This is a genomic window from Aulosira sp. FACHB-615, from assembly GCF_014698045.1.
Classification (GTDB): domain Bacteria; phylum Cyanobacteriota; class Cyanobacteriia; order Cyanobacteriales; family Nostocaceae; genus Nostoc_B.
Map to the genome: position 1 here is coordinate 1 of NZ_JACJSE010000008.1, position 14,020 is coordinate 14,020.

The 14,020-nt window shown below is 42.4% G+C and carries 12 protein-coding genes and 1 tRNA gene; 9 read left to right on the plus strand and 4 right to left on the minus strand.

Going from position 1 to position 14,020, the window contains the following annotated elements:
• Positions 1 to 80: 80 nt before the first annotated feature.
• On the plus strand, positions 81 to 992 hold the full coding sequence (locus H6G77_RS15060; protein ID WP_313954502.1) for a tetratricopeptide repeat protein: 912 nt from the start codon (positions 81 to 83) through the stop codon (positions 990 to 992).
• A gap of 240 nt (positions 993 to 1,232) precedes the next feature.
• On the opposite strand, the gene H6G77_RS15065 is transcribed toward H6G77_RS15060, so the two are convergent.
• A complete protein-coding gene (locus H6G77_RS15065) occupies positions 1,233 to 1,658 on the minus strand; it encodes a hypothetical protein (protein WP_190871971.1) in 426 nt (141 codons plus the stop codon).
• A 634-nt stretch (positions 1,659 to 2,292) separates the two neighbouring features.
• Positions 2,293 to 3,255, minus strand: a complete 963-nt coding sequence (locus H6G77_RS15070) for a M48 family metallopeptidase (protein WP_190589071.1) — start codon at positions 3,253 to 3,255, stop codon at positions 2,293 to 2,295.
• Between the two features lie 125 nt (positions 3,256 to 3,380).
• On the opposite strand from H6G77_RS15070, the gene H6G77_RS15075 reads away from it, so the two are divergent.
• Positions 3,381 to 4,937 (plus strand): helicase C-terminal domain-containing protein, encoded by a 1,557-nt coding sequence (locus H6G77_RS15075; RefSeq protein WP_190871972.1) that lies wholly within the window; start codon positions 3,381 to 3,383, stop codon positions 4,935 to 4,937.
• 120 nt (positions 4,938 to 5,057) lie between these two features.
• Positions 5,058 to 5,273, plus strand: a complete 216-nt coding sequence (locus H6G77_RS15080) for a DUF2839 domain-containing protein (RefSeq protein ID WP_190871973.1) — start codon at positions 5,058 to 5,060, stop codon at positions 5,271 to 5,273.
• Positions 5,274 to 5,419: 146 nt separating this feature from the next.
• Here the strand turns inward: H6G77_RS15080 and H6G77_RS15085 are convergent, their stop codons facing one another.
• On the minus strand, positions 5,420 to 5,959 hold the full coding sequence (locus H6G77_RS15085) for a phycobiliprotein lyase (protein ID WP_190871974.1): 540 nt from the start codon (positions 5,957 to 5,959) through the stop codon (positions 5,420 to 5,422).
• Positions 5,960 to 6,591: 632 nt separating this feature from the next.
• Here H6G77_RS15085 and H6G77_RS15090 point away from each other — a divergent pair.
• Both H6G77_RS15090 and H6G77_RS15095 read left to right on the plus strand, forming a co-directional pair.
• Entirely contained in the window at positions 6,592 to 7,926 is a 1,335-nt protein-coding gene (locus H6G77_RS15090) for an efflux RND transporter periplasmic adaptor subunit (protein WP_396020676.1), read from the plus strand.
• A gap of 27 nt (positions 7,927 to 7,953) precedes the next feature.
• Complete coding sequence (locus tag H6G77_RS15095) at positions 7,954 to 11,187, plus strand: efflux RND transporter permease subunit (protein WP_190871976.1); 3,234 nt, start codon at positions 7,954 to 7,956, stop codon at positions 11,185 to 11,187.
• A 104-nt stretch (positions 11,188 to 11,291) separates the two neighbouring features.
• Here the strand turns inward: H6G77_RS15095 and H6G77_RS15100 are convergent, their stop codons facing one another.
• Complete coding sequence (locus H6G77_RS15100) at positions 11,292 to 12,233, minus strand: glycosyltransferase family 2 protein (protein WP_190871977.1); 942 nt, start codon at positions 12,231 to 12,233, stop codon at positions 11,292 to 11,294.
• A gap of 151 nt (positions 12,234 to 12,384) precedes the next feature.
• On the opposite strand from H6G77_RS15100, the gene rplS reads away from it, so the two are divergent.
• The 4 genes from rplS to nusG all read left to right on the plus strand — a co-directional run bounded on the left by rplS (position 12,385) and on the right by nusG (position 14,017).
• Positions 12,385 to 12,747, plus strand: coding sequence for a 50S ribosomal protein L19 (gene rplS, locus H6G77_RS15105; RefSeq protein ID WP_190589086.1), 363 nt, complete (start codon positions 12,385 to 12,387; stop codon positions 12,745 to 12,747).
• A gap of 150 nt (positions 12,748 to 12,897) precedes the next feature.
• Positions 12,898 to 12,970 (plus strand) — tRNA-Trp (locus H6G77_RS15110).
• Positions 12,971 to 13,163: 193 nt separating this feature from the next.
• Complete coding sequence (secE, locus tag H6G77_RS15115) at positions 13,164 to 13,385, plus strand: preprotein translocase subunit SecE (protein WP_190589088.1); 222 nt, start codon at positions 13,164 to 13,166, stop codon at positions 13,383 to 13,385.
• Positions 13,385 to 14,017, plus strand: a complete 633-nt coding sequence (gene nusG / locus H6G77_RS15120; RefSeq protein WP_190589090.1) for a transcription termination/antitermination protein NusG — start codon at positions 13,385 to 13,387, stop codon at positions 14,015 to 14,017. The genes secE and nusG overlap by 1 nt, the downstream gene beginning before the upstream one ends.
• Positions 14,018 to 14,020 lie beyond the last annotated feature (3 nt).

The window sequence follows — 14,020 nt, forward strand, 5'->3', positions numbered from 1 at the left end:
TGAAATGCCTGAGCCTATTTTATTAAGTCAGATTTTTGCCAAGCTTACTTCTTTAGGACGTATTCATCCCGTTTCTACAGGTGTTGAACCCTCGTAAATTGGCTACGGTATTGTTTGATGCCGATACTTACTTTAACCAGGGGTTAGCAAAGTGTAACTTAGGAGATTACAAAGGGGCGATATCCGACTACAATCAAGCCATTCAACTCAAACCCGGCCTTGCTGAAGCTTACAACAATCGCGGTTTAGCCAAGTTTAACTTAGGAGACAAGCAAGGGGCGATGGCTGACTACAATCAAGCCATTCACATCAAACCCGACTATGCTGATGCCTACTACAATCGCGGGTTAGCCAAGTCAGACTTAGGAGACAAGGAAGGGGCGATATCTGACTACGATCAAACCATTCAAATCAAACTCGACTATGCTGCTGCCTACAACAATCGTGGGTTAGTCAAGGATGACTTAGGAGACAAGGAAGGGGCGATATCTGACTACAATCAAGCCATTCAAATTCAACCCGACTATGCTTATGCCTACAACAATCGTGGGTTAGCCAAGTCTGACTTAGGAGATGACAAAGGGGCGATGTTTGACTACAATCAAGCCATTCAATTCAAACCCGACCTACCTGAAGCCTACAACAATCGCGGGAATGCCAAGTCTAACTTAGGAGACAAGCAAGGAGCGATATCCGACTTCAATCGAGCCATTCACATCAAGCCCGACTATGCGGAAGCCTACTACAATCGCGGGAATGCCAAGTCTAACTTAGGAGACAACCAAGGGGCGATATTCGATTACAATCAAGCCATTCAATTCAAACCCAACTTTGCTCTTGCCTACTACAATCGCGGGGTAGCCAAGTCTAACTTAGGAGACAAACAAGGGGCGATAGCTGACTATAATCAAGCAGCAAAACTTTACTCGCAGCAGAACAAAATGAGTGATTATCAAGATGCTCTTGAGCGAGTGAAAAAACTGGAAAAATGATTTTGGGAAATGTTGTTCTCATGAAAAGAGATTTATTTTGAACTTATAGGCGTAGGTTGGGTGGAATGAAATGGAACCCAACATTTAAATAACTCACTCAATATTGTTGGGTTACGCTGTCGCTCCACCCAACCTACGGACTAGCATTACCAATTGGTTAAACTACTAAGACAAAAAGCGATCGCCTGCATAACACCGAGAGCGATCGCTTTTGATTTAAATAGCAATTAACACAATCTCTTACTTTTCCATTGCTAAGGAATACCGGGATAAAATTGCCTTCATTTTCAAGTTAGTCAACTGAATCACAGCTTTAATCATACTTTGCTGATCAGGCAGTAAATCTAAACTCTCTAGAGCTTGATACAAAGTATTACCAGCTTGCAATTTTTCTTTCAACTTTTCGCGTTGCGATAAATTTAAGATAGTATTAATTTCCTTATTGCGCCGTTGACGTAAAGCTTGCAATTGTTGACGTTCTTGGGGTGTAAAATCTGCTTCCGAATATGCAATCAAGTTGCTTTTCCTTGGGGAAGATTGGGCGATCATTACGCCAGAGTTAGCATGAGTTTGTAGAGGTGTAGCTAACGCCATCCCAGGTATCAAGATGACAAGGACAAGAATATTAGCTAACAAAGACAGCCATTTGGGAAAGTTAATTACCATTGTGCGAAACACATAAACGAAATTTCATACTCTGCCTGTTTTAGATGATGGAATTGGAACTCAGATACCAGCATCGTCTGGAAAAATTTTAGATTCTACTTCTTTGTAAATCTAAAATTACCAATCTCAAATCCAAAACTGTTGGAACATTCACAACCAGATGGTAGCTTAGATGATTTTGCTACCTCTGTCTAGAAGGCGCACAGTAAGATACAGAACATACAGCAGATTCGATGTTTATGAGGTACAGCAACTGATTGCAAAAAGTAATGAGTAATGAATAATGAGTAATGAGTCAACAACTTACTTATTACTCATGGTGTACCTCAATTACTTCAAAAGTGCTGTAAGTATTTACTGAATATCTATCTCTGCCAAGCATCCCTTAAAACTATTATCGGAGATTAGGGAAACTGAAAAGATAAATCACGCTACAGAAAATAATTTCTCAAATTTACATTGAAAAATCAGATACACAATTGTTCAAAAAAGTCGAGGATCTGAACCAGGATAATGTTGACAAATCAAACAAACTTAACATAAGAGATTTTTATGTATTTTATGCAACTAAGCTATTGACAATCAAGCAAAATAAACCATTGTTTGGTGAGCATAATTATGCCCACCGTATAAACTACTGAGACCTTTTCATTCTGTTAATTTCTTGTTGTAATTCTTCAATTTGTCGGCGTAAGTTTTCGGCTTCGCTTGCGGAAGTTTCTGAGGCAACATTTACAGCGCCTTCCGAGGGCGATCGCTGATAATTACCTCGGCGGATTTGCTGATATTCTTCTGATACTGCCCACTCCCGTAAGTAATGTATCCGTTCTACAGCAAAGGGATGGCTTAACATCATGCCCTGAGCGCCATTGTAATTCAAGAATTTATAAATTTGATTCAGTCCATCTTCATCCAATGCTTGATAATTTTCTGACTGCCGGATAAACTCTTGTAAACTACATTCATGGGCATATTTGTTACTACCGCCAGATATCTTCATCATCGAAGACATAACTGGATTTAAGTCATCAAGCACTAACAATGCCGCCCGATCTGCTGTTAATTCCGCTTTTCGCCGCCACTCAAAAAAAGCATAGATTAAAGCTTGGGTAACGAAATTACCAATACCAAAGGTCAATTCACCCAGGGCAGAAGCAGCACTCATCGCCCACATCGCCATTTGAATTAAAATAGTATGACCACATTTAATATGTCCCAGTTCATGGGCTAATACTGCCCTAATTTCGACTTCTTCCAGCAAGTCTAGTATGCCTGTATTTATGACAATGAAAGGATTTTCTTGCCCTAAAGCATAGCTATTTGCTTGAGGATCTTGTGAGACAAACAGTGTCGGTTCTGGGTAAACGTCCAAATCCCGCACACATTCCCGAAATATCTGGTAAATAGTGGAATATTGCCTAGGCCCTACTTGGATGGTGTTACCCATTAGATAGACTAACTGCGGGCGTTCATAGACAAATTCCATGAATTTACGGGCAACTAACTCAAATCCCGGTAAATTTCGTAAAGCTTGTTCAGCTTGGCGATCAAGTGGATGCCGGAAAGCATCGCTGGAAATTCCTGTGTACGTTGGCATAATTTAATTCAGTGAACAGTTATCAGTGAACAGTGAACAGTCTAAGTTATCAGTCTAAATAACTGATAAATGAATCAGAGAAATGGGGCTAATGGAAAAATCACTTTGTATGGGATTAAAAGCGTGTGATTGAGGCAGAAGTTCATTTATCACTACATAACTTCCTGCGATCGCAGGCGGGGTTCCCTTCCTGGCCTCATCATTTGACGATGGCAAGGTTGGTAGCCCGCGCCTTGCGTCTAGGACGTAGTGCTTTAATTCAAGTCGGGGCGGCTTGTGGTTATCAAGGAAGATATCGCACCAGCTTTGTCGCATCAGCATTAATGTGGCACGGCCCTGTTATTATTGTTGCGCCAGAAACAGTGCAGCAGCGTCTGTTGCAAGTAGAAATTCCCCGCTTACAACAGTGGTTACAAGTGCAGAAGCCCATCCGCACAGGTAATACTTGGCCGAATTCTGAGTTTCAAGGGCTACTCCTAACGACTCCAGAAGCTTGGTTAAAAGGGCAATTAACTTCTTCTGATGCTTTTTTGCCAGGTGTTCCCACAATTATTGATGGTGTTGATGATTTAGAAGATTGGGTACGTCATCAACTCATTCAAGATGTGCAACCCCAAGACTGGGAAGAATTGATGTTAGCTTGTCCGCAGCAAAGGGAAGCTATTCTTTCTGCAAGAACCCAACTCACCAAAGAAGTATTTCAACACCCAGCCAACCCTTATGAGTGTTATCTGATTTCCCAGCCAGAAGCAGAAATTCTGCATAATTTGTTTGCTGAATTAGAATTAGCAACTATTCCTGATGTTTGGCAAAATTTCTGGCAGCAATTTCAATACATCCATGAAAATACACCACTAAATCAGCCACCCCATCTTTTTTGGACGACTATCGCCCGTCGCCAAGGTTTATTTTCTTTGCATTACACGCCGATAGAATTAGCTGAAATACTGTCGCCGATTTGGCAAAGACAGCCAGTGGTGTTAATTGGTAGTGCTTTAGAACCAGAAACCGAAGCGCCTGTATTTCGCCAGCGTTTGGGTTTGGATGATGTTACTTGTCTCAAGTTCTCCTCCGATAGTCAAGCCCAAGCCATTCAACTGTATGTCCCCCATCAGTTACCTTTACCGAATACACCAGAATTTCAACCAGCCTTTATTCACAAAGTCCGTACCTTGTTGTGTTTAAGTGCAACAGCACCAGGGTTGACTGTTGTGTTGGTGGGAGATGTCCCCCTCAAGGCGCAAGTCGGCGCAATTTTAGCTTCAGAGTTTGGTTCGCGGGTGCAGGTAGAAAAAACCTGTTTAGATGAAAATGGTATTTTAATTAGTGGTTGGGAATATTGGCGAGAACATCAACAAGTTTTACCAGCGCCACATTTGTTAATTATTGCGACTTTACCGCTACCATCTCTAGAAAATCCCCTGGTGGCTGGGAGGGTAGCTTATTACAAGCGATCGCACCAAGACTGGTTTCGCGTATACTTACTCCCGGCAGCATTGAATGAACTACAACGCGCGATCGCTCCAGTACGCGAGAATCAAGGTGTAGTAGCATTGCTCGACAGTCGAGTGATTAACCGTAGCTATGGTTCTCAAATCCTCGCAGCACTTAGCCCTCTAGCACGCATCAACTATCTTGACCCTAGTTTATTTTCTAACCCAGATGAAGAAGATTCAGCTTAAATGACAAGTAACTATTTACATTTTGTCAACGGATAGCGATCGCATCTGAGCAAACGCTATTATCAGCTTATTCGCAGATTTTCAATAACACACACTAATTGAAATTTTGAATTACTGATTATGGGTGAAGCAAAACGTCGCAAAGAAACACTTGGAGAACAATACGGTCAAGATGAGCGTATATTGTCTTGGGTTCCCATCACCAAAAAACAATCCGAATTATTTGTGGCTTGGACGACTCGCGGAGCCTGGATTGGTATTGGTACAATGGTTGCTGCTTGGTTAACTATCCGTTTTATCGGCCCCGCCTTCGGTTGGTGGCAAGTTCTAGATTAATCCAGTTCAGAGAGTAGATATAGCAATCTTATTTGATTTGTGAAAATCGAGAGGCTCAGATACCCGACTTCTTTAAGAAGTCGGGTATCTTTTGGTTCACGAATGATTTATGACTGCGATATCTACTCTGTATTATCCCCTGGGAATTAATCAATTCGCTTTTCTAAATATTGACCAATCATTAACTGTTCACCAGAGCGAGAGATGATTGTTTGTCTGGTGCGATATTTATTCCCAATTAACTTTAATTCTTCCTCAAACACTGAGCCATTGTACTCAGTTCGCAAGCACAGAGTTTCAGAATTAGGAAAATGATACTCTGCGGTGATGGGTTTAGATGTGGCAAAACCGCGATCGCGGTACAAAATATTTCCTAATACACCAAATAATGTCGAACCTTGAGATTCTTGTCTACCCTTTAGTTTATCTGTACTATTCCAAATTACTTCTGCACCACAAATCAAACTAACCGTATCAGGTAACTCATGCAGTTGTGCCAGCTTTTGTAATTCAGCGCATCCTTGGTCTAAAAACCGAATGGTAATCATACTCACCATTTCTTTGGTTTCACCTTCTGGCAGAGTATAGTAGCGTCTTTCTGATCGCCACTGACCGGCTGATTTTTGGAAAAATTCTGTAATTTCGGCTTCGTTAGCGGTTTGAGTCAGTCTTAGCGGTGATGTCACTCGTTATTGTCCTCGTCTATCCTAAAAAATAGCGTTTGTTCATATACTACATGGTGACAAAAGACAATTACAGTTTAGATTTTTTAATCTATCTCATAAATACTCAGACTTGCCGATTGCTTTTTTAGCAGCTTTGTTAGTATATATTAGGTATACTTAGTAAAACTAAATATAGTTATTTCACCATTGCTAATGCCAAAATTCTGGCAAGAACTAGCACAAAATTTGATTTGTCAAAATCTTCATATCTAAGGCTTATGGTCAAGATATGAGGAAAACATAGCTTTATCTGAATTCTATTGCAGATAAAACCGTTATACATCTGCACAAGCAGGGAGGATATTTTTGTGAAACTTTTATTTAGTAAAAGTAGTAAAAATTGACACAAAAAGATATGTCTCAACATTAATTTATTATCAATGCTTCTATCTAGAGACATATATTCAGAATGGCTTGAGTATAAAAGGCTGCTATTTTCGGAAAAACTTTATATATAAGCAAAATCAATCATTTGCCACCCACAACCGCAAAAATCGATGAAACAGCAAACCTACATAGCTCAAATCCCAGTGATGAATAGCCAGTTAGATTTAACCGCCAATATTTACGCAGAAAACCCAATCAACAAACGGATGTTTCCTGACAGTAAAACCAAGAAATTCATATCATTGTTTGCTTGTTTATTCACCACAGGATTACTTTCAGCTAGTTGTGCATCCCTACCGAAAGAAGCAGCCGAAGCACAGTCACAACAACGTCGAGGCGGACAACAAGGTGGTGCGACACCTGTAGATGTAGCGATCGCCCGAACAGATACACTGGAAAAACAGCCAGAATATACAGGTACAACCATTCCCTTTCGGATAGTATCGCTGCGATCGCAAGTAGAAGCTAGGTTATTATCCTTAAATGTAGATGTTGGCGATCGGGTTAGCAAGGGGCAGAACATCGGCCAGTTAGATGATGCCTTGCTGTTAACAGATTTAAAACAAGCCGAAGCCGAACTCGCCGCCCAAAAATCAGATGTAGCCAGAGCCGAAACCCAGGTAAGCAACGCTCGTGCAGAAGTAGAAAGACTGCGGTTACAAATGGTGCAGGCACAAGCCGACTCCGAAAGACAACAAAAATTATACAGAGAAGGTGCGATCGCCGAGCAAACTGCCGAACAAGCAGGTACTCAAGCCCAAACCGCCGCCCAAGCTTTACGAGCTGCTACTGAGCAAGTCCGCACAGAACAACAAGCCGTCGCCGCAGCCCAAGGCAGAGTCTTGGCACAACAAGCAGTGGTGGCTCAAGCCAAAGAACGCCGTTCTTACTCCCGACTCATTTCCCCCATCAGTGGCGTAGTCACAAGCAAAGTTACAGAACCGGGCAACCTGTTGCAAGCAGGCGGTGAAGTGATCCAAATTGGTGACTTTAGCCGCGTCAAAGTCGTCGTCCAAGTTTCCGAATTAGAACTCGCAAAAATTAGACCAGGGCAATCAGTACAAGTACGGTTAGATGCCTTTCCCCAACGAAGCTTAACAGGTAGAGTCATCCGCATATCTCCCACCGCCGATGCCACAGCAAGGCTCATCCCCGTAGAAGTAGAAGTTCCCAACAGTAACGGCAATATTGGTAGCGGACTGTTAGCCAGAGTTAACTTTGAAAACCAAACCCAACCGCGAGTTGTCGTTTCGCAAACCGCCATTCAAAAACCAGCCACAGACAACCAACCTGCTGAAAACCAGACAGATGGCACTATATTTGTCCTGACAGACACCCCAGGACAACCAAAAGTAACAGCGCGTACCGTCACCTTGGGAAAAAAAGCTGATGGCAAAGTAGAAATTTTATCAGGTTTAAAACCAGGAGAACGCTACGTAGTTCGCAGTGGTAGACCTTTAAAACCAGGAAACCCTGTCCGTCTTTCAATTCTCTCCGAAACAGACGAATCAAATTCTACACAACCCAGAACTAGAAATTAAGAATTTAGATTTGGAGTGCAATCATTCATGCAGCGAGTCCAGAAAAGTGGCGGGTTTAGTATCAGCGCCATCTCAATACGTCAACACATTGGTACGCTCATGCTTACCTTGGCAGTAATTATTATGGGTGTCTTTTTTATCGTTAAGCTGCCCGTAGATTTACTACCATCAATTACCTATCCCCGGATTGGGGTGCGGATACAAGCACCAGGAATTTCCCCAGAAGTAGCAATTGATGAAGTCACCAAGCCTTTAGAAGAAGCTTTTTCTGCAACTGAAGGTGTATTGCAAGTATTTTCCCAAACCCGTGAAGGGCAAATCAGTTTAGATTTATACTTTCAACCGGGAGGCAATATTGACCAAGCCTTAAACGATGCGACAGCAGCCTTTAACCGCGCCAGAGGGACTTTACCAGATACCTTAGAATCACCACGCATATTCAAAGTAGATCCTTCCCAGTTACCTGTTTATGAAATGGCACTAACTTCACCTGCTTTACAAGGTGTAGATTTACGTGTTTTTGCCGAAGAAGAACTCGCCCGTGAACTGGGTGTTGTTCCTGGGGTAGCTGGGGTAGATGTTTCGGGAGGAGTCCCGGAAGAAGTCAGAGTCAACATTGATTTAGACCGCCTACAAGCCTTGGGTGTAGGTTTAACCGATGTTTTAGATGAATTAAGAGACCGTAACCAAGATATTTCCGGCGGTCGTATTTTAGGGCAGAATTCTGAACCATTAACTCGGACTGTCGGGAGGTTTCGCAGTGCAGAAGAATTGCGTGATTTATCCTTTGAAGTATCTGCGGCTAATACGAGCAATACTCAGTCAACAGTTCCGCGTCGCCGCGTTTATCTGCGAGACTTTGCCGAAGTGATAGACGGCTCAGAATTGCAAAGGGTTTTCGTTTCTTTGAATGGTGAACCAGCCGTCAGAATTAGTGTTCAAAAACAACCAGATGCTAATACCATCAACGTGGTTGATAATGTGAAAAAACGCCTAGAAGAACTGCGCCAGTCTGGCGTGATTCCTGAAGGAACAGTAATTACCGCAACTTTGGACGAATCAAAGTTTATTCGTAATTCTATTTCTAATGTTACAAGTTCGGGGTTAATTGGGACAGGGCTGGCAGCGATCGCAGTTCTCCTGTTTTTAGGTTCTCTACGGCAAACCTTTATCATTGTCCTCGCTATCCCTCTAGCCACCCTCGCCGCAATTATCTTGATGGGGTTGTTTGGCTTATCCATCAACGTTTTTAGTTTGGGTGGTTTAGCCTTGGGTGTGGGTATTGTGGTGGATAATTCCATCGTGATGTTAGAGAATATTGCCGAAGGTGCGGGTATGACACCAGGCAAAAGTAACCGAAGCAAATTAAACCAGCAACAATTAATTAATCAATCAGAACAAAGTAGCCGCGAAGTCGAATCAGCCTTAATCGCTTCTACTAGTACCAACTTAGTCGCAGTATTACCATTTCTGCTGATTGGTGGATTTATCGCCCTGCTATTTAATGAATTAATTTTGACAATTAGCTTTTCCGTCGCAGCTTCGATTTTAATTGCCGTTACCGTTGTGCCGATGATGGCATCTCGAATGCTGGGATGGAAATTTTCGAGCCGTTTGAGTGAATTTTGGCTGCTCAAAGAATTTAATCGCCGCTTTGATGCTGCCACCAGAGGATATGGCGGCTTTTTAAGTATGATATTACGCTGGCGGATAGTTACAGTTGCGATCGCCCTCCTCTTATTCGGTGGCGGTAGTTTGTGGATGGCTCCCCAAATTCCCCAAGAAATCCTCCCCAGAATTAATACCGGACAAGCTAACTTAAACGCTCAGTTTCCTCCGGGTACACCCTTGGAAACTAACATCAAAGTCATGAATGCGGTAGATGAACTTCTTCGCAACCAACCAGAAACAGAATATATCTTTTCCACATCTGGCGGAGCCTTATTTGGCAACACCACCAACGCCAACCCTTTACGCGGTACTAGCAACATTACCCTCAAACCTGGTACAAATGTCGAAGCTTATGTGGAACGAGTCACCCAAGAACTTGACAAACTAAACTTAGCCGGAATTCGCCTGCGCCTTTCACCCGGACAAGTGCGGGGTTTGATTCTCAATAACTCCCCTGTGCGTGGTGCAGACGTTGACGTAATTTTGCAAGGAAACGACCCAGAAACCTTACAACAAGCCGGTCGTCAAGTCTTAGCCGCCTTAGAAGAACAAGCTACCCTCGCCAGATTTCGTCCCGATGCCGATGAACGCCAGCCAGAAATTCAAATTCTGCCAGACTGGGAGCGCGTTTCTGCCTTGGGTTTAACCACTACAGATATTGGCGATACAATTCAAACTGCCCTAGAAGGTAGCGTTCCTACCCAATTACAACGCGGCAACCGCTTAGTTGATGTCCGCGTCAAGTTAAATGAAACAGATGTGCAAGCCCCATCTCAATTAGAAAGATTACCGTTATTTGTTGATAATAATCACCAAGTCCGCTTAAGTGATGTTGCCAAAATTGTGGAAGGGCAAGCACCCGGAGAAATTCAGCGTATCAACCAGCGTCAAGTTGTTATCTTTGCTGGTAATTTAACCGAAGGTGCGAGTTTAAGCCAAGCCATAGAACAGGTGAGAAACGTAATTAATAATCTTGATTTACCAGAAGGTGTAAGTGTCTTACCTAGCGCCGCCGCCGAATCAAATCAACAACTCCAAAGTTCACTGCAACTATTAGGTGGATTAGCAACATTTCTAGTATTTGTAGTCATGGCAGTGCAGTACAATTCCCTGATCGACCCTTTGGTAATTATGTTTACCATTCCGTTAGCATTAGCTGGGGGAATTTTCGGTCTGTATATCACTCAAACTGCTATTGGTGCCACTGTGATAGTTGGTGCTGTGTTACTGGTCGGTATTGTAGTGAACAATGCCATCATCATGGTTGAGTTAGCTAACCAACTTCGAGAAAAAGACAACATCGACCGCAAAACAGCAATTTTACAAGCTGCACCTCAACGTTTACGTCCTGTACTCATGACCACCATTACCACCGTGTTAGGGATGTTTCCCTTAGCATTGGGAATTGGTGAAGGCGCAGAATTTTTACAACCCTTGGGCGTAGTTGTGTTTTCTGGCTTATCCTTAGCGACTGTATTAACGCTGTTTATTATTCCGTGTTTTTACACGCTGCTGCACGATATCTTAGATTTCGGATGGCTCAAGACAATACTCATCAAGTTTGATAAGTTGAAGAACAGGTATTATTAATTTTGCCATCAGTCAAAGTTCGTTAATTCTCAGCTAGAGACGTTGTATACAACGTCTCTATAAAAATCGATAAATCGTATTTATATCCAGAAATTATCTATTATTTAATAATATAGAACAGATTTTGTGATCAGTTTATTTTGAAAATGTAAATTGCGGCAGAAAATAATAGTTAAGAGAATTTTCCAGACCATCAGCGAGAAAGCAGATTGATAAAACATCCTCAGAAAGACTGCAAAATTTTTCTGCTTGAGTGCAACAAACGCCCAATGCAATATGAGATATTTTTTGATATCCTCCATCTTAGGAAGATGATTATGATGATTTTTATGAACTAAAGGATAAATTTTCTCCTTGATTAAAATATTGGTATCTAATCTTTTCGATACGGCGAATTTATGATTATAAGCACCCGGCCAAATGGTGCGATAAGCTAGACATTGATTCAGAAAAATAGCATCACCAAATTGGACAATTCTCAGCCAAGAATCTATATCATCACAATTCGCATCAAGTTGGGAATCCCAACCACCTGTTTTACAGAAAGCATCACGGCTACAAGCAACTTGCACAGGTGTACCAAAAGGCAATAATTCCAACAGCATTCCGTAGTGAATATCCGCTTGAGGAACAGAAAAAGCCAACCCATGTCCAAGCTGAGGAGTGCGACTGAGTTCTACTTCATGTTCATTCACCTGAGCCGCAACACAAGAGCAAATCACCGCACTTGGACAAAAAGCGATCGCCTTTGCCATCTCTTCGATACAATTATCAGCTAGATAATCATCATCATCTAAAAACTTAATCCAGTCACCACTGGCTTGTTTCACTCCTGCGTTTACCGTCGCTGCATGACCTTGATTTACCTGATTACGATGGTAAATTACTCTATCACCTAAGCTTTCTACGTAGACTTGTGTGTCATCAGTGGAACAATCATCAGCTACAATTACTTCGCAAGGAATTGTCTGGTTGATGGCAGAATCAACGGCTCGACGCAGTAAGCTGACGCGGTTATAGGTAGTGATCACAATGCTAAATTTCATAAACATCACACCTGTAGCAAAGCTTTATGCAATATAGCCTTCATTTTGGGATATGTCGGATCGGGTAAAATTTTAAATCTTAAATATTACTAGACTGAAAGTCGATTTTCGATTTATTATTGATGATTGTGGGTTTTTCAGCAGATAAGCTATGAACGCTCAAGAGATTATCCGCTCCATAGAAGCGGAACAATTAAAATCTAACTTGCCCGACATTTATGTGGGCGATACAGTCAAAGTCGGTGTGAAAATCAAAGAAGGCGACAAATACCGCGTCCAACCCTACGAAGGCGTTGTGATTGCTAAACGCAATGGCGGTATTAACGAAACTATTACAGTTCGTCGTGTGTTTCAAGGAGTAGGTGTAGAGCGCGTATTTTTATTACATTCTCCACGCATTGACAGCATTAAAGTTGTCCGCCGTGGTAAAGTACGCCGTGCTAAACTTTACTACCTGCGCGATCGCGTTGGTAAAGCAACTCGGATCAAGCAACGCTTCGACCGTCCTTTGTAATTTTTTGCTCAGGGTATGAGAGAAATCTCAATTAACAAGCGGCTTTTGCCGCTAAGTTGCTTCCCCGACAAAAATCATGTACAATCAGAATCGCAATTGCGTTAAACTAAATAAAAGTTCAGCGCAATCACCGAATCAAAACCAACCTGTGCGCTCTTAGTTCAGTTGGTAGAACGCAGGTCTCCAAAACCTGATGTCGGGGGTTCAAGTCCTCCAGGGCGCGCTCGCAAGCAAAAACAAAACCCGAAACAGTAGCACTTCTACCAGCAAAGTAGTTAGTGTTTACCATTTCGGGTATAATTGTTTTATACTTTAGAGAATTTTTGCTGCAAGTCAGCAGGCTGGAATCAAAGCTGTAAACCTGAAATTCAACCAAGCAGGATATAGCTGTACAAGAAACGGGGGGATAAACAACAGTGGCGAAAAAAAATGAAGCTGAAATGCCGGAAAACACTGGCGGTCTAAACATCCAAAACTTTGTTCAAGGCACAAAAGAAGAACTTGAAAAAGTAGTTTGGCCAAGTCGCAGACAGCTAGTGAGCGAATCAGCAGCCGTGCTGTTAATGGTGACACTCTCCGCATCTTTGATTTATTTGGTGGATGGATTGTTTGCTTGGGCAGCAAAACAGGTGTTCTGATGACTTTTGCAACAGACGACCCACTTAACTCAAATTTGCAGTCAGAGGAAACAGCAGAAGCGGCGCTTAAAGAAGCGCGGTGGTATGCAGTACAAGTAGCCTCCGGCTGTGAAAAGCGCGTCAAAACCAACTTGGAACAACGCATCCAAACCTTTGACGTTGCCGACAAAATCATTCAAGTCGAAATTCCGCATACGCCAGCAGTCAAAATTCGGAAAGATGGCAGTCGCCAGCATACAGAAGAAAAAGTCTTTCCTGGCTATGTGCTAGTCAGAATGGTGCTGAATGATGATACATGGCAGGTAGTACGTAACACCTCTCATGTGATCAACTTTGTCGGCGCAGAACAAAAACGTGGCAGTGCCAAAGGTCGTGGCCACGTTAAACCAGTACCTCTGAGTTACTCAGAAGTCGAGCGGATATTTAAACAAACCACCGAACAAGAGCCAGTCCTCAAAATTGACATGGCTACAGGTGATAAAATTGTCGTGCTTTCTGGCCCATTTAAGGACTTTGAAGGCGAGGTGATTGAAGTCAGTCCAGAGCGTAGTAAACTCAAAGCCTTGCTCTCGATTTTTGGCAGAGATACACCCGTTGAATTGGAATTCAATCAGGTAGAAAAACAGAGCTAAATA